Here is a 23,136-nt window from a genome sequence, read left to right as displayed (position 1 = left end):
ACCCTGGTGCTTATTTGGAGCGCCAGGTGATGCGGCCCTTAGAAAGATCATAGGGCGACATTTCCACGGTTACCTTGTCCCCGGGCAGGATACGGATGAAATTGGTCCGCAGCTTGCCGGAGATGTGCGCTAAGAGGATATGGCCGCTGGGAGTGAGCTTCCCGGTGTTCTTATCCTCGCTCAACATTTCCACCTTAAAGATGGCGTTGGGCATGGCTTCACGCACAATGCCTTCGATCTCGATAACGTCTTCCTTAGACAAGCTATTTGCCTCCTCATTGGATCTGCTCAGTTTGTCGTTGAACCTGGGCCAGCGCCCTCGCTCCAAAGCCCTGAAAGCACCGCGTCCTTCGTGCCTGCGCCCGATTTTCAGCAGTTTGCCGCTTCAGTGTTCCTTTGCTCCGGTGCCGGTCCACAGACGGACAGGCGGCGATGATCGCCACATACTTCATCTTTCGCGGCACAAAATCCGCAAAACGGGCAGAAAATCCCTGTCCGCCGAGGAAGTATCTGGCTTCCACAGCCATTTATAGATTATACACCTTTTGTTGTCAATTTGCAAGAGCTTTTTTCCGTATTTCCGATAAAAAATTCTTTCGATTCAAAAGCAGCTCTCCCCCGCTCCCGCCTTCGGTTTTCTCCACCGCGGAGATGAAACTTTTTCACGAAAAGTTGTCGTAATTGCACAAATTGCAGGAGTGGAGAGGGAAAAAGGCACATCGCACAAGGGCAGCAGCCTCGCCCTCTCCGTCTTTGCTGCGCAAATCCACCTCTCCCAAAGGGAGAGGCCTTGGCAAAGAGATGAAGTCTGCGTGGACTGCCAAGGGCTCCCACTTTGAGGAAAGACTTTCCCCGCGCCGGGGGAAGATGCCGCGTAAGCGACAAAAGGGGGAATCTGGCAAATCCAAAGGATTTGACTGAGAGGGCGAGCCAGCTAAAGTAACCAACAAGCCCCCTCCGCAGCGCCGCACTTTCGCAGAAAGTGGCGCCGCAAATACCGTTTTCCACTACGACCCTACTCGTGAAAATGGGCTATCGGAACGCTCGCAGGCGTTCCGATAGCCCGAAATTTAAAATAATTCTTCCGCTGAATATGCCCAGAGCAACGCGGAGGGCATTCAAAATCGTCCTGCTGGCAAAAGGAGCCACCACACATCATCTGTGCAGCGGCTCCTTTTTTATGATTGCTTACTTCAGGCTGAACTTTTCCGGGTCAAAGTCCGGGTCATCCCAGAAGCGGGTCATGATCTCGGTGTGATCCTTCAGGATCGCATTGGAGTGCTCAAAGTGCGCAGCCAGACCACCATCCTTGGTCTTGACGGTCCAGCCGTCCTTGGACTGGGTGATCTTGCAGTCGTACTGGCAGATCATGGGCTCGATGGCAATGGTCATGCCGGGCACAAGACGCGGGCCGCGGCCCTGATGGCCGTAGTTGGGCACTTCCGGGTCCTCGTGCAGTTCACGGCCGGTGCCGTGGCCCACGAACTCCCGGACGACCGAGAATCCGGCGTCCTCGCAGTAGCTCTGCACGGCATAGCCGATGTCGCCGATGCGGTTGCCGGCCACAGCCTGCTCGATGCCCTTATACAGAGCAGCCTTGGTCACGTCCAGCAGACGCTGTGCTTCCAGATCGACCTTGCCTACCGCATAGGTGCAGGCATTGTCGCCGTTGAAGCCGTCGATCTTTGCACCGGTGTCGATGCTGACGATGTCACCGGGGCGGATGACGATGTCATGCGAAGGGATACCGTGGATAACGGTATCGTTCAGGCTGATGCAGGCCGTGCCCGGAAAGCCATACAGACCCTTGAAATTGGGGATGCCGCCGTGCTTCACGATGAAGTCGTAGATCAGCTTATCCAATTCCCATGTGGTCATACCTGCTTCGATATGCTCACCGCCGTACTTCAGGGCAGCTGCGCTCAGGGCATTTGCCTTGCGCATGCCGTCCAGCTCTTTCGCATTTTTGATCTGAATCACAATTATGCCTCCAAAGCCTTCATGACTTCAGCCGTGGTCTCCTCGATGGAGGGGCAGAACTTGATCTCTGCCAGCTTGCCGCGGGTACGGTAGAACTCCACCAGCGGCTCGGTCTGCTCATGATATGCTTTCAGGCGATCCAGCACGGTGGCAGGCTGGTCGTCCTTGCGGATGACGGTCTTGCCGCCGCACAGGTCGCACACACCCTCGACCTTGCTCTTCTTGTTGACGATGTGGTAGCTTGCGCCGCACTTCTCGCAGACGCGGCGGCCGCTCATGCGGTCAACGATCACATTGTCCTCGACCTGCAGCTCCAGCACCTTGTCGATGCGGATGCCCATGGTCTCGATGGCCTCAGCCTGAGCGATGGTGCGGGGCACACCGTCCAGAATGAAGCCATTTGCGCAGTCCGGCTGAGCCAGACGCTCTTTCAGGATGCCGATGATGACCTCATCGGGCACCAGTGCACCGGCGTCCATGAAGCTCTTGGCCTTCAGGCCCATTTCGGTGCCATCCTTGACAGCAGCGCGCAGGATGTTGCCGGTGCTGATGGAGGGGATGTTCAGCTTGGCGCAGATGATCTCGGCCTGCGTGCCCTTACCGGCACCAGGTGCGCCCAACAGGATCAGGTTCATAGGATCATTCCTTTCCTTTGTTAGAGGATGTAAACTCCAAAAAAAGCAAAAAAGCACTGAAAAATTCGAGCGTACTCTCCTTTCCAGTGCTTTCTCACATCTTAATTATTGTGGATCAACCAAGGAAGCCCTTGTGGTTGCGCATCGTCATGAAGCTGTCGAGGCTGCGGGTGGTATCAAGTGCCACACCAACCACGATCAGCAGGCTGGTACCGCCCAGCTGGATGCTCATACCGGTCAGGTTGCCCAGAATGATCGGCAGCACAGCCACCGCAGCCAGGAAGATGGCACCGATGAGGGTGATCTTGTTCAGGGTGCGGGTGATGAAATCGCTGGTCGGCTTGCCGGGACGGAAGCCGGGGATCGAGCCGTTGTTGCGGCGCAGATTGTTGGCGATCTCAACGGGGTTGTACTGGATGGCCACATAGAAGTAGTTGAATGCCAGGATCAGCAGCAGGTAGATCACAACATACAGCCAGGAGGTGTAGTTGAAGGTGTGGAAGAATGCATACCACACCGGGTGTGCCTGCTGGTCGATCTGCAGGAAGCTGCCGATGGTGCCCGGGATGGACACCAGAGCCGAAGCAAAGATGATGGGCATGACGCCGCTCATGTTCAGCTTCAGGGGCAGATAGCTGTTCTGACCGCCCATCTGCTTGCGGCCTACCACGCGCTTTGCGTACTGAATGGTGATGCGGCGCTCTGCGTTGGTCATGACGACCACGAAGACCACAGCCACCAGTGCCAGCACGATCAGCAGCGGCAGGAAGAAGTAGTACTGGGGCTTGCCGGACGCTGCCTGGGTCAGCAGACCCTTGACAGAGGTGTACAGCGAAGACCAGTTGGAGACGATCGAAGCAAAGATGATGAGCGAGACACCGTTGCCGATGCCCTTGTCATCGATCTGCTCACCGCACCATGTGATCAGCTGTGCGCCGGCCACAAAGGTTGCGATGATGACGATGGCGGCAAAGATGCCGGCACCGCCGGAAACGTACTTCAGTGCGCCCATATTGCGGATCACGAAGTAGTAGCCGATGCTCATGATCAGAGCGACCACGGCACCTGCATACCGGTTGATCTGCTGCAGCTTCTGCTGGCCGTCGGCTTCCTTTGCCATGTTTTCCAGCGCGGGGATCGCCACGGTGAGCAGCTGCACAATAATGGAGGCGTTGATATAGGGTGTCACACCTAACGCGAAGAGCGTGCAACGAGCCAGTGCACCGCCGCTCATCATGTTCAGATAAGAGAGCATGTCGCCGTTTGCGAACATCTGCGTCAGCGCAGAGCCGGAAACGAACGGAACGGGGATGGCACAGCCCAGACGGTACACCACGAGGATCGCCAGCGTGAACAGGAGACGATTTTTAAGCTCGGGGATCTTCCATGCGTTACGGAATGTTTGGAACACCTTACATCACCTCAGCCTTTCCGCCTGCCTTCTCGATTTTCTCTTTGGCAGAAGCGGAATAGGCTGCGGCCTTCACGGTCAGAGCCTTGGTCAGCTCGCCGTTGCCCAGAACCTTAACGCCGTCCAGAGTCTTCTTGACCAGACCCTTTGCCTTCAGAGCCTCGGTATCGACGACATCGCCGGCATTGAAAGCAGCTTCCAGATCAGCCACGTTGACGATGGCGTACTGGGTAGCAAAGATGTTGTTAAAGCCAACCTTGGGCAGGCGGCGTGCCAGAGGCATCTGGCCGCCCTCGAAACCAGCGTGCTTCACGCCGGAACGGGCCTTCTGGCCCTTGCTGCCGAAGCCGGCAGTCTTGCCATTGCCGGAGCCAATGCCGCGGCCCTTGCGGGTCACAGCCTTGTTTGCGCCGGGAATCGCGTGCAATTCATGAAGTTTCATTATGCGTATACCCCCTGCTATTAGGCTTCGGTGACGCTGAGCATAAAGCCGATCTTTGCGATCTTGCCCTGCGTAGCGGCATTGTCAGGCTGAACGGTAACGTCGCCCGGCTTCTTCAGGCCCAGAGCCTCAGCGGTAGCGATCTGCTTAGCGCCGCGGCCAATCAGGCTCTTCTTCAGCTCGATCTTGAGCATCTTATCTGCCATGGTTTGTTACCTCCTTAACCCAGAATTTCTTTCACGGTCTTGCCGCGCTTCTCAGCGACAGACTCAGCGCTGACCAGGCCGCACAGACCTGCGAAGGTAGCAGAAACAACGTTGATGGGGTTGTTGGAACGCATAGACTTCGCACGGATGTCCTTGATGCCAGCTGCCTCAATGACGGCACGCACAGGGCCGCCGGCGATCATACCGGTACCGGGTGCAGCCGGCTTGAGCAGAACGGCGCCTGCGCCGTACTTGCCGACGATCTCGTGGGGGATGGTGGTGCCCTTCAGGGCAACCTTGTGCATGTTCTTCTTAGCAGCAGCTTCGCCCTTGCGGATTGCCTCAGGCACTTCGCCGGACTTGCCGATGCCGTAACCGATGTTGCCCTTGCCGTCGCCCACGACAACCAGAGCGGCAAACTTCATGATGCGGCCGCCCTTGACAGTCTTGGAAACGCGGTTGATGGAGACAACCTTGGTGATCATGCCGTCGTCTTCACGGTTTCTCATAGCCATAATGTGTTTCCTCCTCTCATTACAGCTTCAGGCCGCCCTCACGGGCGCCATCAGCCAGGGCCTTAACACGGCCATGATAAACGTAGCCACCACGGTCGAACACGACCTCGGTGATGCCCTTTTCCAGAGCCTTTGCTGCGATCTTCTTGCCGATCTCAGCAGCGGCCTCGACGTTGCCGCCGTTGCCGTTGAAGTCCTTGTCCATAGTAGAAGCCGACACCAGAGTCACGCCCTGCTCATCATCGATGATCTGAGCGTAAATGTGCTTGGCGGAGCGGAAAACATCCAGGCGAGGACGTGCTGCGGTGCCGCTGATCTTGTTACGAACGCGGCGATGACGACGAAGACGAGCTTCGTTCTTGTCGATCTGCTTAACCATTGTCTTTCACTCCTTACCTTATTTCTTGCCCTTGCCGGCCTTGCCTTCTTTGTGCTTGACAACCTCGCCCTCGTAGCGGATGCCCTTGCCCTTGTAAGGCTCGGGCGGCTTCTTGGCGCGGATCTCGGCAGCATACTGGCCGACCTTCTGCTTGTCAATACCGGTAACGGTGAAGTGGTTGGGATCCTGCCACACGATGGTGCAGTCCTCAGTATCAGGAATGTTCACCTGATGAGAGAAGCCCAGGTTCATGACCAGGTTGGAGCCCTGCTTCTGGCAGCGCAGGCCGACGCCCACGATCTCCAGCTTCTTCTCGTAGCCGTTCACAACACCGTTCACCATGTTGGCGATGTTGGTACGGGTCAGGCCGTGCAGGCTGCGGGCCTGGGGTTCGTCATTGGGGCGGGTAACCAGAACTTCATTGCCCTCGACCTTGACGGTCATCAGGGGATGATAGTTGGAATTCAGGCTGCCCTTGGGGCCCTTGACGGCAACCTGGTGTGCTGCCTCATCGACAGTAACAGTGACGCCGGCAGGAATGACGATGGGTTTTCTTCCAATTCTCGACATTGTCTTTTACCCCTTTCTTACCACACGTAGGCCAGGACTTCGCCGCCGACGTGCTCAGCGCGTGCAGCCTTATCAGTCATGATGCCCTTAGAGGTGGAAATGATTGCGGTGCCCAGGCCCTTCATGACCTTGGGCATATCCTCGCAGTTGGTGTAGATGCGCAGGCCGGGCTTGGACACGCGGCGCAGACCAGCGATAACGGGCTCGCCGTTAGCCTGATACTTCAGGGTGACAACGATGGTGCCCTGAACGGTGTCGTTCTTGACCTGCATGCCCTTGATGTAGCCCTCGTCAACCAGAATCTGGCAGATAGCCTTCTTCATGTTGGAAGCGGGGATCTCCACAGAAGGGTGTTTGGCAGTGCTAGCGTTGCGGATGCGAGTCAGCAGGTCCGCGATAGGATCAGTAATCTGCATTTGCCACTAACCTCCTTAGATTAGCTCTCGTTTGTTTTATAATGATACCGCCCCGAAACATCGTTGCCCCGGGGCGGATATCCGACAAATTATCCGGCCCTCTGGCTTGATTACCAGGAAGCCTTCTTCACGCCCGGGATCTCGCCCTTGTAGGCCAGCTCACGGAAGCACACACGGCACACGCCGTACTTGCGCAGCACGGAGTGGGGACGGCCGCAGATGCGGCAGCGGGTGTATGCACGGGTAGAGAACTTAGCAGGACGAGACTGCTTCAGCTTCATAGACAGTTTAGCCATTGTAGAAATCTCCTCCCTTAGTTGTTCTCTGCGAACGGAGCGCCCAGAGCCTTCAGCAGCTCCTTGCCCTCTTCGTCAGTCTTGGCAGTGGTGACAAAGCAGACATCCATGCCGCGGACTGCATCGACCTTCTCGAAGTCGATCTCGGGGAAGATGATCTGCTCCTTGATGCCGCATGCAAAGTTGCCGCGGCCATCAAAACCGTTGCCGTTGATGCCGCGGAAGTCGCGGACACGGGGCAGTGCGATGTTGAAGAAGCGATCGACGAACTCATACATACGCTCACCGCGCAGGGTGACCTTGCAGCCGATGGGAGTGCCCTGGCGCAGCTTGAAGTTAGCAACGCTCTTCTTGGCACGGCAGACGACTGCCTTCTGGCCAGTGATCTGGCCCAGATCCTTCATGACAGCTTCCAGGATCTTCTCGTTGTCCTTGGCTTCGCCGCAGGCAACGTTGATGACGACCTTGTCCAGCTTGGGGATCTGCATAACGCTCTTGTAACCGAACTTGGAGTTCAGAGCAGGAGCAATTTCATTGACATACTGTTCTTTCAAACGAGCCATTGTTCCTTACTCCTTTCTTACAGCTCAGCGCCGCACTTCTTGCAGACGCGAACCATCTTGCCGTCCTTCTCGACGTGGCCCACACGCACGGCCTTGCCGCACTTGGGGCAGATGGGCATGACCTTGGATGCGTACATAGCACCCTCAGCCTTGACGATGCCGCCCTGCTCGCCCTGACGACGAGGCTTGACGTGCTTGGTAACCATGTTCTGGCCCTCAACGATGACCTTGTTCTCAGAGGGGCTGACCTGCAGGACCTTACCAGTGTGGCCCTTGTCCTTGCCGCTGATGATCATAACGTTGTCGCCGGTTTTAACATGAAGATTATTCATTTTTAAAACCTCCTTACAGCGATTCCGGAGCCAGGCTCAGGATCTTGGTGTAGCCGGCATCACGCAGCTCACGAGCAACGGGTCCAAAGATACGGGTACCCTTGGGGCTCTTGTCGGCCATGACGATAACGGCGGCGTTCTCATCGAAACGGATGTAGGAACCGTCGTCGCGGCGGACGCCATGCTTGCTGCGCACGATGACAGCCTTGACGACGTCGCCCTTCTTAACGGAGCCGCCGGGGGCTGCCTTCTTGACAGAGCAGACCACGACGTCACCAATGTTTGCGTATCTCTTGCGGGTGCCGCCCAGCACGCGGAAGCACATCAGCTCCTTGGCACCGGTGTTGTCGGCAACTTTGAGATAAGTTTGCATCTGAACCATATCAGATATCTCCTTTCAAACTGTTCAAAGCAGCGGGCAAATTACTTTGCCTTCTCAACGATACGGACCAGGCGCCAGCGCACATCCTTGGACAGGGGGCGGCACTCCATGATCTCAACACGGTCACCGATGCCGCACTCGTTCTGCTCATCACGAGCCTTGAACTTGGCGGTACGCTTCAGGATCTTCTTGTACAGGGGGTGCTGCACGCTATCCTTAACGGCAACCACGATGGTCTTATCCATCTTGTCGGACACGACGACGCCGACGCGGGTCTTTCTCAGATTACGTTCTTCCATCGTTTAACCTCCTTACTGCTTCTCAGCCAGAACGGTCATCACGCGGGCGATGTCCTTCTTGACTGCTTCGATGCGGCCGGGGTTCTCCAGCTGGTTGATGGCATGCTGGAAGCGCAGGTTAAACAGCTCGGCCTTCAGGTCTGCCAGCTTGCTGGTCAGCTCTGCGGTCTGCATTTCGCGGAGTTCATTAGCCTTCATTGGTGCCATCCTCCTTCACGGAGTCCTCACGGACAACAAATTTGCACTTGATGGGCAGCTTGTGCATAGCCAGGCGCAGAGCCTCGCGAGCAGTTGCCTCATCGACATCTGCCAGCTCGAACAGAACGCGGCCGGGCTTCACAACTGCGACCCAGTATTCGGGAGAGCCTTTACCGGAACCCATGCGGGTCTCAGCGGGCTTTTCAGTCACGGGCTTATCGGGGAAGATCTTGATCCACACCTTGCCGCCACGCTTGATGTAACGAGTCATGGCAACACGAGCAGCCTCAATCTGGGTGGAAGAGATCCATGCCGGCTCCAGAGCAACAAGGCCGTACTGGCCCTGGCACACCACGTTGCCGCGGGTAGCCTTGCCGGTCATGCGGCCGCGCTGGACGCGGCGGTACTTAACACGCTTAGGCAGTAACATTACTTGTTGCCTCCTTCCTTCTTCTGAGCGGTCTTAGCGCTCTTCAGGACTTCGCCCTTGTAGACCCACACCTTGACGCCGATGCGGCCGTAGGTGGTAGCAGCCTCTGCAAAGCCGTAGTCAATGTCAGCACGCAGGGTCTGCAGGGGGATGGTGCCCTCGTGATAGCTCTCGGTACGAGCGATATCAGCGCCGCCCAGACGGCCGGAGCACATTGCCTTGATGCCCTTTGCGGGAACGGTTGCGCGATCGCGGGGGCTCATGGCATTGCGCATGCACTGCTTCATGGCACGGCGGAAGGTCACGCGGTTCTCCAGCTGACGAGCGATATCCTCAGCAACCAGCTGAGCGTTGGTAGCAGCGCTCTTGACCTCGATGACGTTGACGATGACAGTCTTGCCATACTCTTTGGTCAGCTTGTTCTGCAGAGCAACGCGCTCTTCGCCGCCCTTGCCGATGACCATGCCGGGCTTAGCGCAGTAGATGTTGACAGTTACGCGAGGAGCGGAAGTGGACGGGTCCACAGTACGCTCGATCTCGATCTTGGGCACACCAGCATCCTTCAGCTGAGCCTTCAGCTCAGTGCGGATCTTGTGGTCCTCGACGAGGTTATCGCTGAAATCCTTCTTGGAGGCAAACCAGCGGCTGTCCCAGTCTTTAATAACGCCGACACGAATGCCGTGCGGATTTACTTTCTGGCCCATTGTTTTCCCTCCTTACTCTTTCTCTTTCAGAACAACGGTCATGTGGCTGGTGCGCTTCAGGATGCGGTAGCCGCGGCCCTGTGCACGAGGCATCATGCGCTTCAGCGTCGGGCCGGGGCAGACGTAGCACTCGGCGACGTAGAGGTTGTTCTTGTCCATATTGAAGTTGTTTTCCGCATTAGCGGCTGCAGACTTCACCAGCTTCAGAAGGGGCTCACAAGCTGCCTTCGGGGTGTACTGCAGGATTGCCAGCGCTTCGTCCAGGGGCTTGTTACGGATCAGGTCCATAACGATAGACACCTTACGAGGACTAATGCGGGCATAACGAAGAATTGCCCGAGCTTCCATGTTGTGTTCCTCCCTCTATTACTTAGAATTACCAGTGTGGCCCTTGAAGGTACGGGTGGGAACGAACTCACCCAGCTTGTGGCCAACCATGTCCTCAGTCACATACACAGGCACATGCTTGCGGCCGTCGTGGACGGCAAAGGTGTGACCAACGAATTCGGGGAAGATCGTGGAGGCGCGGCTCCAGGTCTTGATGACCTGCTTCTTGCCGGAAGCGTTCATCGCTTCAACGTGCTTCATAAGAGCAGCCTGGACGAAAGGTCCTTTTTTAATGCTTCTACCCATTGTCTTAAACTCCTCTCTTACTTACCTGCACGCTTCACGATCAGCTTATCGGAGCGCTTATGATGCTTGCGAGTCTTGAGACCCAGAGCGGGCTTGCCCCAGGGAGTCATAGGACCGGAGTGACCAACAGGTGCGCGGCCCTCGCCACCACCGTGGGGATGGTCGCAGGGGTTCATGACGGTACCACGGCTGCCGGGACGGACGCCCATGTGGCGCTTGCGGCCAGCCTTGCCCAGGTTGACGTTCTCGTGGTCGATGTTGGAAACCTGACCGATGACTGCGGTGCAGTTCAGGGGCACGTTGCGCATCTCACCGGAGGGCAGACGAACCAGAGCGTAGCCGTTCTCCTTAGCCATCAGCTGAGCCATGTTGCCAGCGGAACGAACCAGCTGAGCGCCGCGGCCGGGATACAGCTCGATGTTGTGGATGATGGTACCGACGGGGATGTTCTCGAAGGGCAGGCAGTTGCCGGGCTTGATGTCGGCAGACTTGCTGCTGATGACCACATCGCCCACCTTCAGGCCATCAGGAGCAATGATGTAGCTCTTGACGCCATCGGTGTACTCGACCAGAGCGATGAATGCGCTGCGGTTCGGATCATACTCGAGAGTCTTGACGGTAGCGGGCATATCGGTCTTCTGACGCTTGAAGTCGATGACACGATACTTGGTGCGGTTGCCGCCGCCCTGATGACGGACGGTGATGCGACCGGTGTTGTTGCGGCCGCTGTGCTTCTTCATGGGCTCCAGCAGGCTGCGCTCGGGAGCGACCTTAGACAGGACGCTGTAATCCGTGACGGTCATGCCGCGGCGGCCCGGAGTAGTGGGGCCATACTTCTTGATAGCCATAGTGCTATTCTCCTTTGTTTATCTTATGAATTATTATCGGGGTCATATCCCCATAGAGGAACCCTCGGCGGGTTCGGCTTAGACCATGCTGTTGAAGAACTCGATTTCCTTGGAGTCCTTGGTCAGGGTCACGATAGCCTTCTTGGATGCAGCGGTGTAACCGGCGTGCATGCCCTGGCGGCGGAAACGACCGCGCACAGAGATGGTGTTGACCTTTGCGACCTTAGCGCCCGGGAACAGGACCTCAACGGCCTGAGCGATCTCGACCTTGGTAGCATCGGTAGCGACCTTGAAGGTGTACTTCTTGTCAGCGATGCCAGCCATGGAGTTCTCGGTAATGACCGGCTTCAGGATGATATCATGTGCGGTTTTCATTAGCCAAGCACCTCCTCGAGCTTCTTAGCTGCGTCGACGCTGATGATCAGCTTGTCGGCGTTCAGCACATCGTAGGTGTTCACGCTGCCTGCGAAGGTGGTCTTCACACCGGCAATGTTGCCAGCGCTCTTGACGAACTTTGCATCGACAGTCTCATTGACCAGCAGGTTCTTCTTGCCGGCGCCAACAGCGTTCAGCATTGCAACCACGGTCTTGGTCTTGTACTCATCGCAAGCGAACTTGTCAACAACGACCATGTTGCCATTGGCAGCCTTGTCGGACAACACGCTCAGCAGAGCCAGGCGCTTGACCTTGTTGTTGATGTGGTAGTTGTAGCTGCGGGGCTTGGGGCCCAGAGCGACGCCGCCGTGAGTCCACTGCGGTGCACGGATGGAACCCTGACGAGCGTGGCCGGTGCCCTTCTGACGCCAGGGCTTCTTGCCGCCGCCGGAAACTTCCATGCGGATCTTGGTGTTCTGGGTGCCCTGACGCTGGTTGGCCAGGAAGTTCACCACAGCAATGTGGACAGCCTTCTCGTTCGGGGTGATACCGAACACGGCGTCGGAAAGCTCGATCTCGCTAACATGCTGACCGTTCATATCGACTACGTTAAACTTTGCCATTGTAGCTTTCCTCCTTACGCCTTCACGCTGTTGGCCAGAGTGATGATGGTGCCCTTGGAACCGGGGACCGCACCCTTGACAGCGATCAGATTGTTCTCGGTGTCAACCTTGACAACAGTCAAGTTCTGCACGGTGACGCGCACAAAGCCCATGTGGCCGGGCAGGCGCTTGCCGGGGAACACGCGAGCAGGGGTAGAAGTGGAACCGTTGGAACCTGCATGACGAGCAACAGGACCGGTGCCGTGGCTCTCACGCAGACGGTGCTGACCGTAGCGCTTGATAACGCCCTGGTAGCCCTTGCCCTTGGAAACGCCCACAACGTCCACCTTGTCGCCCTCTGCGAAGACATCAGCCTTCAGCACGTCGCCAACGTTCATTGCGGAAACATCTTCCAGACGGAACTCGCGCAGGGTCTTCTTGGGGGCAACGTTTGCCTTCTTGAAGTGGCCTGCAGCTGCCTTGTTGACCTTCTTGGCGGAAACCTCGCCGAAGCCCAGCTGAACAGCCTGGTAGCCATCGCTCTCGACGGTCTTCTTCTGCACGACGGTGCAGGGACCAGCCTCGATGACGGTGACGGGAACGACCTTGCCGTTCGCGTCGAACAGCTGAGTCATACCGACTTTCTTGCCGATAATGCCTTTAACCATTTTCTTTTCCTCCTGTAAAGGTTATTGGTTGGCAGCGCACGTCACTGCCAACATGACCCCTCGGGAAACGAGGGCATCGAATTTGATCGAGTGTCTTTTACAGCTTGATCTCGATGTCCACGCCAGCGGGGAGCTGGAGGCTCATCAGAGCCTCGACCGTCTTGTTGGACGGCTTCAGAATGTCGATCAGACGCTTATGAGTGCGGCTCTCGAACTGCTCGCGGCTATCCTTGTACTTGTGGGTAGCACGCAGAACGGTAACGATCTCACGATCGGTGGGCAGGGGGATGGGGCCGGACACGCGTGCACCGGTGTGCTTTGCGGTCTCCACGATCTTCTCTGCTGCGGCATCGATCAGCTGAGCATCATAGCTCTGCAGACGGATTCTGATTTTCTCTTTGACTGCCATTGCTTACGCCTCCTGAAAAAATTGATTTTGCCCTAGGCGAGCCGATAAATTGCTCTACACAGTTCCGGGTGTTCCTCGATTTGGCACTATAAAAACCGGTGAACCGCATGGCAGTTCCCCCGGAAACATATTAGCAAATCAAATCCGAACATTGGTTCCGCCCGTTTCGCAGAGGAGTAACTTCTCTGCCGAGGGAACGTATTCCATCGCTGTCAGTAATTCTTTCGCCCGGTTCTAAGATCGGACATACTCCGCGGAAATAACCCATCGCAGCTATCGCCGGATGACAACCTCCCGCATCTACGCATATCGCTGGCCTGCACGACTTGTATCGCACAAGCCCTTTGCAGCCGAGAATTATTCTATCACACCTTCGTGCATTTGGCAAGTGTTTTTTAGAAAAAAGAACGAATTTTCTTTTTTATTTTCTCCGTTTTGTCAAAGAGCGCATTTTCTGTGCAAGATGCACAATCCGCAGGCTTTTCTGCCGGTGGAAAACTCTGCCGTGCCCGCTGCGCAGTGCTTAGTATGGACCGTTCTGCCGCTTTTATACCTATATAATAAAAAGCAGGGCCGGAGCTCTACCGTCCTCGCCCTCTCAGTCAAAGCCTGTCGGCTTTGCCAGCTCCCCCCGCAAGCGTCCTCGCCCTCTCAGGCGCTAACGCGCCAGCTCTCCCAAAGGGAGAGCCTCTGGCGAAACCGGTCACTTGGCACTTGAGCCGGAAACTTTACCGCCATGCCAAGGCCTCTCCCTTTGGGAGAGGTGGCAGTGAGCGAAGCGAACTGACGGAGAGGGCGAGGTTGCTTCCCTGCCACGCGACCGTTTCCGAAGGAAACAAGCGTCGGCAAGCTGCCGCTTCCCTCTACGACCCCTTCCCGTGAAAAAGCAAACCGGCAAAGCCCGCAGGCTTTGCCGGTTTGCAAACATTAAAAATAATTTTTCCTCTAATATTGTCAGAGCGAAGCGGAGACAATTTCAAATCGTCATTTCTTCTTCAGCTGTTCCGCCAACCCATCCCGGGGCGTGATGTAGACCGTGGTGTACACCTCATACAGCACCATGCCGGGCTTGGCACCGCTGGCTTTCCAGATGTTCTTCACCTCAGTGGTGTCCACCGCCACCTTGGCGCCGGTGCCTGCCTTGTAGGTGCTGGAGTAGACGACTGCCAGCTCCGCAGCTTCCTGCTTGGTGGTGTCCGGGATCTCCTCGCCCCGGCTCATGACCACAACGTGGCTGCCGGGGGCTTTCTGCACATGGAACCACAGGTCTTTGCCCCGGGCGGTGTGGAGGGTGAGCTTGTCGTTCTGGGCGTTGTTGCGGCCCACCAGTATCTCAAAGCCATCGGTGGAAGTGAACCGCAGGAAATCTGCAGGCTTCTGGCGCTTATCCCGCTGCTTGTAGTATTTCAGGTAGCCCTGACTCTTCAGCTCTGCCCGGATCTCGTTGAGGGCCGCTTCACCGGAAGCGGACTCCACCTCGTAGAGCACCGTTTCCAGATAGGCGATCTCCTTTTCACCCTCGGCCAGCAGGTCCACCAGCATCCGGGCGGCGGTCTGCTTCTTTTTATAGTTCTTGAAGAAGTTCTGGGCGTTCTGGCTGGGGGTGAAGCGCAGGTCCAGCGGGATGGTCACCTCTTTGCCCTCGTCGTACCAGTTGGGCACCGTGATGCTCTTCATGCCCTTCTGGGCCAGATAGAGGTTGGCGGAAAGCAGCTCGCCGTACAGCCGCAGCTTTTCGCTCTTGCCGCTGGCGGCCAGTTCTTCCTGACGTGCCGCCTGCTTGCGGACGGCACGCTCGTACATATTGTGCACCGCCTTGTGCAGCTCCTTGCTTTTGGTGCGCAGGCGTTCCGCGCGGTCCTTCTCGGCGTAGTAGCCCTCCAGCATGGCGTTGAAGGAGGGCCACTCCTTTATTATATATTTTTCGCCGTACTGCTGCGGGCGGAAGAAGGTATACTCGATGGGCTTGCCGCTGGGGTCGGTGACGCTGCAGGGACAGCCGCCGTTCTCATGGATCTCCTTCAGTTCATCGATGGAGGCCATCAGGCGGCGCTTCTGCTCCCCGGTCAGCTCGTTGGCGATCAAGTGCTCCCCGTCGAAGGCGCGCCATGCGGCTTCCCGGCAGACCACCGGGCCCACGCCAGCCACGGTCTTGTTCAGGGCATCTGCTACCGGAAGATCCTGTTCACAGGCGGCCGACACGATGGACGCCGCGCTCACCAGCAGAAAATCCGGACGGGCGGGCTTGGGGGGCGTAGTATAGGGCAGGCCCGGCAGCAGCTGGCGCACATCGCTGTCCTCAAAATCCACCCGCTTGAGTGCATCGATGATTTTACCGTTCTGCACCAGCACCAGATTGGAGTAGCGGCCCATCAGCTCGGCACACAGGGTGTTGCGCACAAGGTCGCCCATTTCGTTGGTGCACTGAAAATCAAAGTAGACGATGCGGTCTCCCGGCTCCATGTGCACATCCAGCAGCCTGCCGCCGGTCAGGTGCTTGCGCATCAGCATGCAGAAGGAGGGCGGCGTCTCCGGGTTTTCAAAGCTTTCTTCGGTCAGGCACACCCGGGCGGAACCGCTGCGGGCCGAAAGCAGCAGCGCATAGGTATCCGTGCGGGTGCGCAGGGTGAGCACCAGCTCATCGCGGGTGGGTTCAAATAGTTTTGCGATCTTGGCGTCGGTCAGCGTTGCTTTGAGCTCTGCTGCCGTAAGGGCCAGTGTCGCGGCATCCAATGCCATAGTGTTTACCTCGTTTAACGATTTTAAATGGCCGCCGCGTTCGCTTTGGCCATAATCAGCGGAATTTTTATTTGTATTTGTAATTCGGCAAAGCCTGCGGGCTTTGCCGAATTACTCTTTCACAGAAGGGGCCGCAGCGGCAATCTTCATCTCAGCCGGAAAATCGCTGCAAGAAAAAGCAGCGGCTTTCCCTCACAAATACGTATACGGGTCCCGGTTTTCGGTGCTCACCAGCACGTCCAGCTCCGGCAGGGCGGCACGCAGCTTTGCCGCCACAACGGCGGTCACCGGGAATTCGGTGGCGTAGTGGCCCGCAGCAATGAGCGAAAGCCCCAGCCGCTTTGCGTCGATGGCATGGTGATGGTTGGCTTCGCCGGTCAGCAGGCAGTCGGCCCCCATGGCGAGGGCATCGGCAAACAGGCTCCCGCCTGCGCCGCTGATGACCGCCAGCCGCTTCACCGGCCGGCCGGCATCCGCAAACTTCACCTGCACCACCGGGCCGACGGCGGGTGCGTTGCAGCGCACGGCAAGCTCCTGCTGCGCCTTGCGGGCAAGCTCCGGGACCGTGATCTTCTCAATGGCACCCACGCGGCCGCAGCCCTCGGCAAAGGTTTCCATGTCCTTCATGCCGAAAATGCCCGCAAGCACCTCGTTCACGCCGCCCTCTGCAGCGTCCAGATTGGTGTGCATACAGACGGCAGAAATGCCCGCCCGCACCAGCTGGAACGGCACATCCTGCGGGCCCAGCCTTTTGAGCGGGTCAAAAATGACCGGGTGGTGGGACACAATCATCTCACACTGCTTTGCGGCGGCTTCCTCCACCACCTCAGGGGTGATGTCCAGCGCCGTCAGCACCCGGTGCACCGCGCCGCCGCAGTCCACCAGCAGGCCGGGATTGTCCCAGCTTTCGGCCAGTTCCAGCGGCGCGATGGCCTGCATTGCTTCGTATACCTGATTAACTGTTATCATATCTTCACCATCCTCGCCCTCTCCGTCATTGCTTACGCAATGCCACCTCTCCCATGGTGAGAGACCTTGGCATTCCATGCAGCGTTCATCATTTTGCCAAAGGCTCTCCCTTTGGGAGAGCTGGACGCGAAGCGGCCTGAGAGGGCAAGCCAGCTAATAAACGATCGATTTCCTGCGCCAGTGCGCTGCCATCCGGTACGCCAAGGCGCATCCGGGGCAGCTTTGCCTTCTGCCAGTCGGCATAGCCTTTTCCCTCGGGCCAGACGCCTGTGCCGCCGAACAGGCACTCGGCAAAGGTGGGCGCATACACCTCGCCGGTGTACTCTGCCGCCATCACCGCATACCAGCGGCCCGCCGCCTGCACCGGGCGGTCTGCCACAAAACGGAAGCCGTGCTCCCACAGCCAGCGGCGCAGCGCGTCGTGGCGGGTGGCCGGGATCATGATCATCCGCGGCCCGCGTGCAGTGAACACCCACGGTGCCTTCTCCAAAATCTCCCATGTGGTCTGAGCGGAAACGCCCGCCAGCACGATGCTGCCCACCTCATTCTCCGTAAGCACAGAAAGACCGTCGCCAAGCCGAAGCTCAGCGCGGTCTTTACAGCCTGCATGTTCCAGCGTCTGCTCTGCCTTTGCCAGCGGGCCGGGCCGCAGGTCGGCACCGATCACCTTCGGGTACCGGCCCGAAGCTGCCAGCACCGCTGTCAGCTTGCCGTGGTCGCAGCCAATGTCCGCCACCGGCTCTCCCGGCCGCACAAGCTCTGCGGCGGCAGCCAGACGCGCATCCAGTGTGGGCAGCAATTTATGCCTTCTTTGCTGCCAGATGCTCGTTCAGCTTCTCGATCAGCTCATCGCAGTCCACGCCGTGGACAGCACAGGCCTCCTCGATGCTCTCGCCGCGGGATGCGGGGCAGCCCAGACAGTGCATGCCGATCTCCATGAAGTAGGGAGCGGTGGTCTGGTCCATATCCAGGATATCGCCAATGATGGTATCGCGGGTCACCTGCTTTGCGTCCTTGTGTTCTTCCTTTTTGAGCATATTGAAAATATCAAACATGATGTTTTTCCTTTCTGTTTGGGGGCATTGACAGCAAACCCTGCTGTTCCTCTATAATATACCCCAAACCGGGGCAGTTTTGCAAGAGCCTTACGGAAAATCCGCCCGCCTCCGAAGGCTTTTGCAGTCAACCCTCTCAGGCTCACTCCGTTCGTCAGATTCCCCCTTTTGTCGCTGCACGACATCTTCCCCCGGCCGGGGGAAGTCTTTCCTCTCAGGGGGAGCTGGCACGCCGTCAGGCGTGACTGAGAGGATTCGCTCACTCTCCTGCCTGATAGTCCTTTTCCAGCGAGAAGCCGCGCCCGCTCACTTCCGTTACATGGCTCACGATCATAAAGCAGGTGGGGTCGATGGCATGGGCCAGCTTTTCCAGCTTCGGCAGCTGGCGGTTGCTCACGACGCTCAGCAGCACCTGCTCCGGCTCGTGGCTGTAGCCTCCCTCGCCATGCAGCACGGTCACACCCCGGTCCAGCTGGGTGAAGATCGCTTCCCGGATGTCATCGGCGTGCTGGCTGATGATCTTCACCTCGGTGCGGGTGGTGCCGAAGAGAAGCACCTTGTCCAGCACCACCGTATACACGATCACCATCACGATGCCGTACAGACACTGCTGCAGCGGGCTGAACGCCGCCTGCAGGCAGAGGATGAGCATATCGAACACCATCATACTGGCCGACACCGGGATGTGGAAATATTTGTTCAGCACCAGCGGAGGGATGTCCATGCCGCCGGTGGATGCGCCTGCCCGGATGGTGATGCCCAGCGAAATGCCTACGCCAAAGCCTGCAAAGATGGTGTTGAGCACCAGATCATCGGTGAGCACAAAGTCCGCGAACACCCGCTCCCACAGGGCCAGAAACAGGGGGCTCAGAAGGGTGCTGGCAACGGTGGTGACCGCAAAGCGCCGCCCCAGCAGCACCCAGCCCACCGCAAGCATGGTCATGTTGATGACGAACAGCACACCGGACACCGGCAGTCCCAATGCACGGTTGATACCCAGTGCGATGCCGGTAGCACCGCCGGTGATCAGGCCTGACGGCACAAGAAACAGCACCACCGTGAGCGCATACAGTGCATTGCCCACGATGATGGACAGCGAATTGAATGCGATCTGCTGCTCATATGAAAGCTTTATCATCTTTTGTCCCTCATTCTTGAATTTCTTTCTTCTATGATAACGAAAAATTCCGCATTTATCAAGCGTTTCGCCCATAAATGCGGAATATTCCCGGAATAAATTACATTTTGTTGTTTACTGCGCAGAGGTTTCCTGCACCGGCTCCTCGTCCTCCAGCAGACGCAGACCGGCAGTATCCGTTACCGGCAGCGAGAATACGATCGCGCCCGCCTTGGGCCCGGCACCGTCCATGATGGCCTTCATGATGCGGTTCTTTTCCGGTGTGCGGGCCACGATGAGCACCAGCTCTTTTTCGTTCACCAGCTCCACACCAAGGAACTGGGCTGCGCCCTCCATGCCGGTGCCCTTGGCATGGATCACCGTGCCACCGCCGGCACCTGCGGCGCGGGCGGCATCCATAATGGCACCGGTGTGGCCCTGATTGGCGATCACCAGCAGCAGTTCGTAACGGGTATCCTTCAAGGTGCTCTCCTCCTTCAATGTCAGCGGCTGGTGCTGGGTGAGGAACATCAGCGCCCTTCTGCCGCCGATGCTGCTCAGCGGCACCGTGAATGCAATGCCGGTGCCCGGCACGTCGATGCGCATTTTGCGGCGCAGGTCTGTCCGGACGGCCTTCCATGTATCCTCTGTCGCCACCGCCAGCAGCACCGCCTTCTCGGTCTTTTCCAGACCCAGCGTGGCCAGAGTCTCCCGCACCGCTGTGCCGCTGCCCACCGTGCGCAGGTTCACATCCACGCCGCGCTGCTCATACAGCTGCAAAAAGGCATCGGTGGAGCGGCGGTCGGTGATGGTCACCATCAAAAACAACGAACTCATGCCGCGCCCTCCTTACAGTTCAATGATATCATCGTCCGCCAGACCGGCAAAGGCAAAGGCCTGTGCGGCGGCATGCTGCGCCTGCCGTGCCTTGCGGGTCTTGAGCTGTGCCACAAGGCCCATCAGCTGCACCGTGATGAGCGGCGTCATGGCGACCATTGCCACCACGCCAAAGGCATCGGTGACGATATTGCCGCCCACGGCCACGCAGGCGCCCTGTGCCAGCGGCAGCAGGAAGGTGGCCGTCATGGGGCCGGATGCCACGCCGCCCGCGTCAAACGCAATGGCGGTGAACAGCTTTGACACCACAAAGGAGATGCCGATGGCAAACACATAGCCCGGCACGAGGAACCACAGGATGGAAATGCCGGTGAGCACCCGCACCATGGCAAGGCCCACCGAAATGGACACGCCTGCCGAAAGGGCTGTGCCCATGGCCTGCGCCGAGATGGCACCGTCGGTCACCTCTTCCACCTGCCTGTTCAGCACATAGACGGCCGGCTCGGCCTTGACGATGAAGTAACCGATGAGCATTCCGATGGGAATGATGATCCAGCGGAAGCTCTGCCCGGCCAGCACCTGACCCAGATAATTACCGGCAGGCATAAAGCCGACGTTTGCACCGGTGAGGAACAGCACCAGACCCACATAGGTGTAGGCAAGGCCCACCGCAATGCGGCCCAGAGAGCGGCCATCCATGTGCAGGGCCACAAATTGAAAAATGCCGAACATCACGATGATAGGCAGCAGAGAACCGGCGATCTCCTTTAAATAAGTAGGCAGACTGACATGGAACAGCTGCCACAGCTCCACCGAGTCGCTCACCTCCGGCAGCACCGGCGGGATATAGGTGCTGTCCGAGGCGCGGAATACGATGCCCAGAATGAGCACAGCCAGAATGGGGCCAATGGAGCACATGGCCACCAAGCCAAAGCTGTCATCCGCCGCGTGGCGGTCGCCGCGGATAGCTGACACACCCACACCCAGTGCCATGATGAAGGGCACCGTCATGGGGCCGGTGGTCACGCCGCCGGAATCAAAGGCCACCGCAAGGAACTCCCGGGGCACAAAGACCGCCAGAAGAAAGATGATGCTGTAAAACAGCACCAGCAGCCGGGGCAGCGAGATGCCGATGAGCATTCGCAGGAAGGCAAACACCAGAAACAGGCCCACGCCTGCCGCCACCGACAGGATAAGGGTCGTGTTGGGGATCGCGGGTACCTGATTTGCCAGCACCTGCAGGTCCGGCTCCGAGATGGTGATGAGAAAGCCCAGCAGGAAGCCGATGCCCAAAATCACCGGCAGCTTCCGGCTTTTGGTGATCACCGCGCCCACTCGCTCGCCCATGGGGGTCATGCTCATCTCTGCGCCCAGTGTGAAGAACATGATGCCCAGCACGATCATGGCTGCGCCCAGCAGAAAGCACAGCAGGATACTGGGTGACACCGGTGCAATGGTAAAGCAGAGCACCAGCACGATGGCTGCAATGGGCAGCACTGCCTGCAGCGCTTCCAATAGTTTTTCCCGCAGTTTCGGGAGGGATGCTTTCAGGATAGCGTCCACCGCCTTTCGCTGTTCTTTGTTTCCAGTTTGTACAAATCGGAAACAAGTATATGAATAGTATACAAGGCAAAAGCCGCCCCGTCAACAAACGGAGCGGCAAAGATCGGCAAAGACGCAGAAGCTTTACAGTTTCTTCCAACTTTGTCTTTATTTCGTCAAATCTCCTGCTTTGCCAGCACGTCCGAGGTGGGGGTCTGGAACACCGGGATATCGGCATAGGGATCAGCTGCTTCTTCTGCGGGCAGGCTCTTCATGTAGGCGTCCATGGATTCGGCCACCTTCTTGGCCACAGCCACCGCCTCCACCACGGTGCGGGCACCCATCACGGCGTCGCCGCCGGCAAACACGCCCTCGCGGGTGGTGCTGCCGTCCTCGCTGACGGTGAGCAGGCCCTTCTGGTTGGTCTCGATGCCGGTGGTGGTCTTGACGAGGTTGCTCTCAGAGCCCTGACTTACCGAGACGATGACGCCGGTGTGGGGGTAGAAGGTCTCGCTGCCCTCCACCTGCGTAAATTTACCGTCCTCGCCCTTGACGGTATCGCGGCAGATCAGGCCGTTCTCCCGGATCTCCACCGGTGCCTTGCAGAAGCGGAAGCCCACGCCCTCCAGCTTTGCATAGCTCACCTCGTACTCGGAGGCGCTGATGCAGCTCTCGTCACGGCGGGCATAGCAGGTGACGTGGCGGGCACCGTTGCGGATGGCGGTGCGGGCGCAGTCCATGGCAGAGTTGCCCACGCCGATCACAGCAATATCATCACCCAGACGGAACGCCTTGGAGTTTGCCAGATAGTCGATGCCAAAGGCTACATTGCCCAGCGTCTCGCCCTTGATATGCATGGCGTTTGCCTTCCACAGACCGGCACCGATGAACACGCTCTTGTAGCCGTCGCGGAACAGGTCATCGATGGTGATGGTCTTGCCGATGGTGGTGTTGGGCCGCACTTTGATGCCCTTCAGCTCCAGATGGCGGTACTGGAAATCGTCCAGCACGCTGTCCGGCAGGCGGTAGTTGGGAATGCCGTAGCGCATGACGCCGCCGATCTTATCGCGGGCATCAAAGATGGTCACATCGTAGCCCCAGCGTGCCAGCAGCACCGCAATGGTCAGGCCCGCCGGGCCAGAGCCAACGACTGCCGCCTTCATGCCGTTTTTGGGGGCAGGGCCGGCGGTCATTTTGTTGGCGTAGGTCGTGGAAATGTAATCTTCAATAATGGAGAAGTGCACCGGGTCGTGGCTGGGCATCCGGTTGCGCACACAGTGGCCTTCGCACTGGTTCTCGTGGTTGCACACCAGCGCACAAACGGTGGTCAGCGGGTTATTTTCAAACAGCATCCTGCCGGCTTCGTCCATCTGGTTTGCCTTGAGCAGACGGATGACCTCCGGGATATTGGTGTGGATGGGGCAGCCCTGCTGGCACAGCGGCTTTTTGCAGCCCAGGCAGCGGTTGGCTTCGTCCAGAACGTGAAGTGCCATGAAGTTTCCTCCTTATTGCGTGCGGTTTTCTGATTCCATTCTCATTTGTTGTATCCAACATTGCACTGCTCTAATCATACACCACAAACCG

General features: G+C 58.0%; 33 protein-coding genes. All 33 read right to left on the bottom strand.

Annotated features, from left to right (window positions below; translation table 11 throughout):
• Window positions 1-10: 10 nt before the first annotated feature.
• A complete protein-coding gene (gene infA / locus ACKXF7_RS05675) occupies window positions 11-262 on the bottom strand; it encodes a translation initiation factor IF-1 (protein WP_005937979.1) in 252 nt (83 codons plus the stop codon).
• 926 nt (window positions 263-1,188) lie between these two features.
• Complete coding sequence (gene map / locus ACKXF7_RS05670; protein ID WP_339394964.1) at window positions 1,189-1,980, bottom strand: type I methionyl aminopeptidase; 792 nt, start codon at window positions 1,978-1,980, stop codon at window positions 1,189-1,191.
• 2 nt (window positions 1,981-1,982) lie between these two features.
• Entirely contained in the window at window positions 1,983-2,615 is a 633-nt protein-coding gene (locus ACKXF7_RS05665) for an adenylate kinase (RefSeq protein WP_418265061.1), read from the bottom strand.
• A gap of 115 nt (window positions 2,616-2,730) precedes the next feature.
• Complete coding sequence (secY, locus tag ACKXF7_RS05660; protein WP_249237480.1) at window positions 2,731-4,026, bottom strand: preprotein translocase subunit SecY; 1,296 nt, start codon at window positions 4,024-4,026, stop codon at window positions 2,731-2,733.
• A 1-nt stretch (window position 4,027) separates the two neighbouring features.
• Window positions 4,028-4,468, bottom strand: a complete 441-nt coding sequence (gene rplO / locus ACKXF7_RS05655; protein WP_005934902.1) for a 50S ribosomal protein L15 — start codon at window positions 4,466-4,468, stop codon at window positions 4,028-4,030.
• A gap of 20 nt (window positions 4,469-4,488) precedes the next feature.
• Entirely contained in the window at window positions 4,489-4,674 is a 186-nt protein-coding gene (gene rpmD, locus ACKXF7_RS05650) for a 50S ribosomal protein L30 (protein ID WP_005934904.1), read from the bottom strand.
• A 14-nt stretch (window positions 4,675-4,688) separates the two neighbouring features.
• Complete coding sequence (gene rpsE, locus ACKXF7_RS05645) at window positions 4,689-5,189, bottom strand: 30S ribosomal protein S5 (protein ID WP_249237481.1); 501 nt, start codon at window positions 5,187-5,189, stop codon at window positions 4,689-4,691.
• A gap of 19 nt (window positions 5,190-5,208) precedes the next feature.
• Window positions 5,209-5,568: a 50S ribosomal protein L18 gene (gene rplR / locus ACKXF7_RS05640; RefSeq protein ID WP_005938000.1), complete on the bottom strand. Its 360-nt coding sequence runs from the start codon at window positions 5,566-5,568 to the stop codon at window positions 5,209-5,211.
• Window positions 5,569-5,586: 18 nt separating this feature from the next.
• Window positions 5,587-6,138, bottom strand: a complete 552-nt coding sequence (rplF, locus tag ACKXF7_RS05635) for a 50S ribosomal protein L6 (RefSeq protein WP_249237482.1) — start codon at window positions 6,136-6,138, stop codon at window positions 5,587-5,589.
• 17 nt (window positions 6,139-6,155) lie between these two features.
• Entirely contained in the window at window positions 6,156-6,554 is a 399-nt protein-coding gene (rpsH, locus tag ACKXF7_RS05630; protein ID WP_005921861.1) for a 30S ribosomal protein S8, read from the bottom strand.
• Window positions 6,555-6,664: 110 nt separating this feature from the next.
• On the bottom strand, window positions 6,665-6,850 hold the full coding sequence (locus ACKXF7_RS05625; RefSeq protein WP_005921866.1) for a type Z 30S ribosomal protein S14: 186 nt from the start codon (window positions 6,848-6,850) through the stop codon (window positions 6,665-6,667).
• Window positions 6,851-6,867: 17 nt separating this feature from the next.
• Window positions 6,868-7,413, bottom strand: a complete 546-nt coding sequence (gene rplE / locus ACKXF7_RS05620; RefSeq protein ID WP_005938011.1) for a 50S ribosomal protein L5 — start codon at window positions 7,411-7,413, stop codon at window positions 6,868-6,870.
• Window positions 7,414-7,430: 17 nt separating this feature from the next.
• Window positions 7,431-7,745, bottom strand: coding sequence for a 50S ribosomal protein L24 (rplX, locus tag ACKXF7_RS05615; RefSeq protein WP_005934911.1), 315 nt, complete (start codon window positions 7,743-7,745; stop codon window positions 7,431-7,433).
• A 13-nt stretch (window positions 7,746-7,758) separates the two neighbouring features.
• A complete protein-coding gene (gene rplN / locus ACKXF7_RS05610; protein WP_005938014.1) occupies window positions 7,759-8,127 on the bottom strand; it encodes a 50S ribosomal protein L14 in 369 nt (122 codons plus the stop codon).
• Window positions 8,128-8,168: 41 nt separating this feature from the next.
• On the bottom strand, window positions 8,169-8,426 hold the full coding sequence (rpsQ, locus tag ACKXF7_RS05605; RefSeq protein WP_005938017.1) for a 30S ribosomal protein S17: 258 nt from the start codon (window positions 8,424-8,426) through the stop codon (window positions 8,169-8,171).
• Window positions 8,427-8,438: 12 nt separating this feature from the next.
• Window positions 8,439-8,624, bottom strand: a complete 186-nt coding sequence (rpmC, locus tag ACKXF7_RS05600) for a 50S ribosomal protein L29 (RefSeq protein WP_005921879.1) — start codon at window positions 8,622-8,624, stop codon at window positions 8,439-8,441.
• The gene (rplP, locus tag ACKXF7_RS05595) at window positions 8,614-9,054 is read right to left on the bottom strand and encodes a 50S ribosomal protein L16 (RefSeq protein ID WP_005938020.1); all 441 of its coding nucleotides are present in this window, start codon (window positions 9,052-9,054) and stop codon (window positions 8,614-8,616) included. Before rplP ends, rpmC begins: the two co-directional genes overlap by 11 nt.
• The gene (gene rpsC, locus ACKXF7_RS05590) at window positions 9,054-9,758 is read right to left on the bottom strand and encodes a 30S ribosomal protein S3 (protein WP_005938023.1); all 705 of its coding nucleotides are present in this window, start codon (window positions 9,756-9,758) and stop codon (window positions 9,054-9,056) included. The genes rplP and rpsC overlap by 1 nt, the downstream gene beginning before the upstream one ends.
• Before the next feature lie 12 nt (window positions 9,759-9,770).
• A complete protein-coding gene (gene rplV / locus ACKXF7_RS05585; RefSeq protein WP_005921882.1) occupies window positions 9,771-10,106 on the bottom strand; it encodes a 50S ribosomal protein L22 in 336 nt (111 codons plus the stop codon).
• Between the two features lie 18 nt (window positions 10,107-10,124).
• Window positions 10,125-10,391, bottom strand: coding sequence for a 30S ribosomal protein S19 (gene rpsS, locus ACKXF7_RS05580; RefSeq protein ID WP_005921883.1), 267 nt, complete (start codon window positions 10,389-10,391; stop codon window positions 10,125-10,127).
• Between the two features lie 17 nt (window positions 10,392-10,408).
• Entirely contained in the window at window positions 10,409-11,239 is an 831-nt protein-coding gene (rplB, locus tag ACKXF7_RS05575; RefSeq protein WP_339394962.1) for a 50S ribosomal protein L2, read from the bottom strand.
• Between the two features lie 78 nt (window positions 11,240-11,317).
• A complete protein-coding gene (rplW, locus tag ACKXF7_RS05570) occupies window positions 11,318-11,614 on the bottom strand; it encodes a 50S ribosomal protein L23 (RefSeq protein WP_005938030.1) in 297 nt (98 codons plus the stop codon).
• Window positions 11,614-12,237: a 50S ribosomal protein L4 gene (gene rplD, locus ACKXF7_RS05565; RefSeq protein WP_005938033.1), complete on the bottom strand. Its 624-nt coding sequence runs from the start codon at window positions 12,235-12,237 to the stop codon at window positions 11,614-11,616. Before rplD ends, rplW begins: the two co-directional genes overlap by 1 nt.
• A gap of 14 nt (window positions 12,238-12,251) precedes the next feature.
• Window positions 12,252-12,884 (bottom strand): 50S ribosomal protein L3, encoded by a 633-nt coding sequence (gene rplC, locus ACKXF7_RS05560; protein ID WP_005938036.1) that lies wholly within the window; start codon window positions 12,882-12,884, stop codon window positions 12,252-12,254.
• Window positions 12,885-12,981: 97 nt separating this feature from the next.
• The gene (rpsJ, locus tag ACKXF7_RS05555; protein WP_005934923.1) at window positions 12,982-13,293 is read right to left on the bottom strand and encodes a 30S ribosomal protein S10; all 312 of its coding nucleotides are present in this window, start codon (window positions 13,291-13,293) and stop codon (window positions 12,982-12,984) included.
• A 984-nt stretch (window positions 13,294-14,277) separates the two neighbouring features.
• Window positions 14,278-16,032, bottom strand: a complete 1,755-nt coding sequence (locus ACKXF7_RS05550) for an Rqc2 family fibronectin-binding protein (RefSeq protein WP_423742366.1) — start codon at window positions 16,030-16,032, stop codon at window positions 14,278-14,280.
• Window positions 16,033-16,224: 192 nt separating this feature from the next.
• Window positions 16,225-17,001: a Nif3-like dinuclear metal center hexameric protein gene (locus tag ACKXF7_RS05545; RefSeq protein ID WP_423742365.1), complete on the bottom strand. Its 777-nt coding sequence runs from the start codon at window positions 16,999-17,001 to the stop codon at window positions 16,225-16,227.
• An 88-nt stretch (window positions 17,002-17,089) separates the two neighbouring features.
• Window positions 17,090-17,800 carry a class I SAM-dependent methyltransferase gene (locus ACKXF7_RS05540; RefSeq protein ID WP_423742364.1) on the bottom strand — a complete coding sequence of 237 codons (711 nt, stop codon included), beginning with the start codon at window positions 17,798-17,800 and terminating at the stop codon, window positions 17,090-17,092.
• A 1-nt stretch (window position 17,801) separates the two neighbouring features.
• On the bottom strand, window positions 17,802-18,056 hold the full coding sequence (locus tag ACKXF7_RS05535; RefSeq protein ID WP_249237487.1) for a DUF1858 domain-containing protein: 255 nt from the start codon (window positions 18,054-18,056) through the stop codon (window positions 17,802-17,804).
• 259 nt (window positions 18,057-18,315) lie between these two features.
• Complete coding sequence (locus ACKXF7_RS05530; RefSeq protein ID WP_423742363.1) at window positions 18,316-19,194, bottom strand: YitT family protein; 879 nt, start codon at window positions 19,192-19,194, stop codon at window positions 18,316-18,318.
• Window positions 19,195-19,308: 114 nt separating this feature from the next.
• Window positions 19,309-20,010, bottom strand: coding sequence for a P-II family nitrogen regulator (locus tag ACKXF7_RS05525; RefSeq protein ID WP_423742362.1), 702 nt, complete (start codon window positions 20,008-20,010; stop codon window positions 19,309-19,311).
• A 12-nt stretch (window positions 20,011-20,022) separates the two neighbouring features.
• Window positions 20,023-21,573: a DUF1538 domain-containing protein gene (locus tag ACKXF7_RS05520; protein WP_423742361.1), complete on the bottom strand. Its 1,551-nt coding sequence runs from the start codon at window positions 21,571-21,573 to the stop codon at window positions 20,023-20,025.
• Between the two features lie 155 nt (window positions 21,574-21,728).
• Window positions 21,729-23,045, bottom strand: a complete 1,317-nt coding sequence (locus ACKXF7_RS05515) for an NAD(P)-dependent oxidoreductase (protein WP_249237491.1) — start codon at window positions 23,043-23,045, stop codon at window positions 21,729-21,731.
• Between the last annotated feature and the right edge of the window lie 91 nt (window positions 23,046-23,136).

The organism is Faecalibacterium sp. 7, from assembly GCF_049562865.1.
Lineage (GTDB): Bacteria > Bacillota > Clostridia > Oscillospirales > Ruminococcaceae > Faecalibacterium > Faecalibacterium wellingii.
This window is presented reverse-complemented; position numbering and strand designations above follow the sequence as displayed.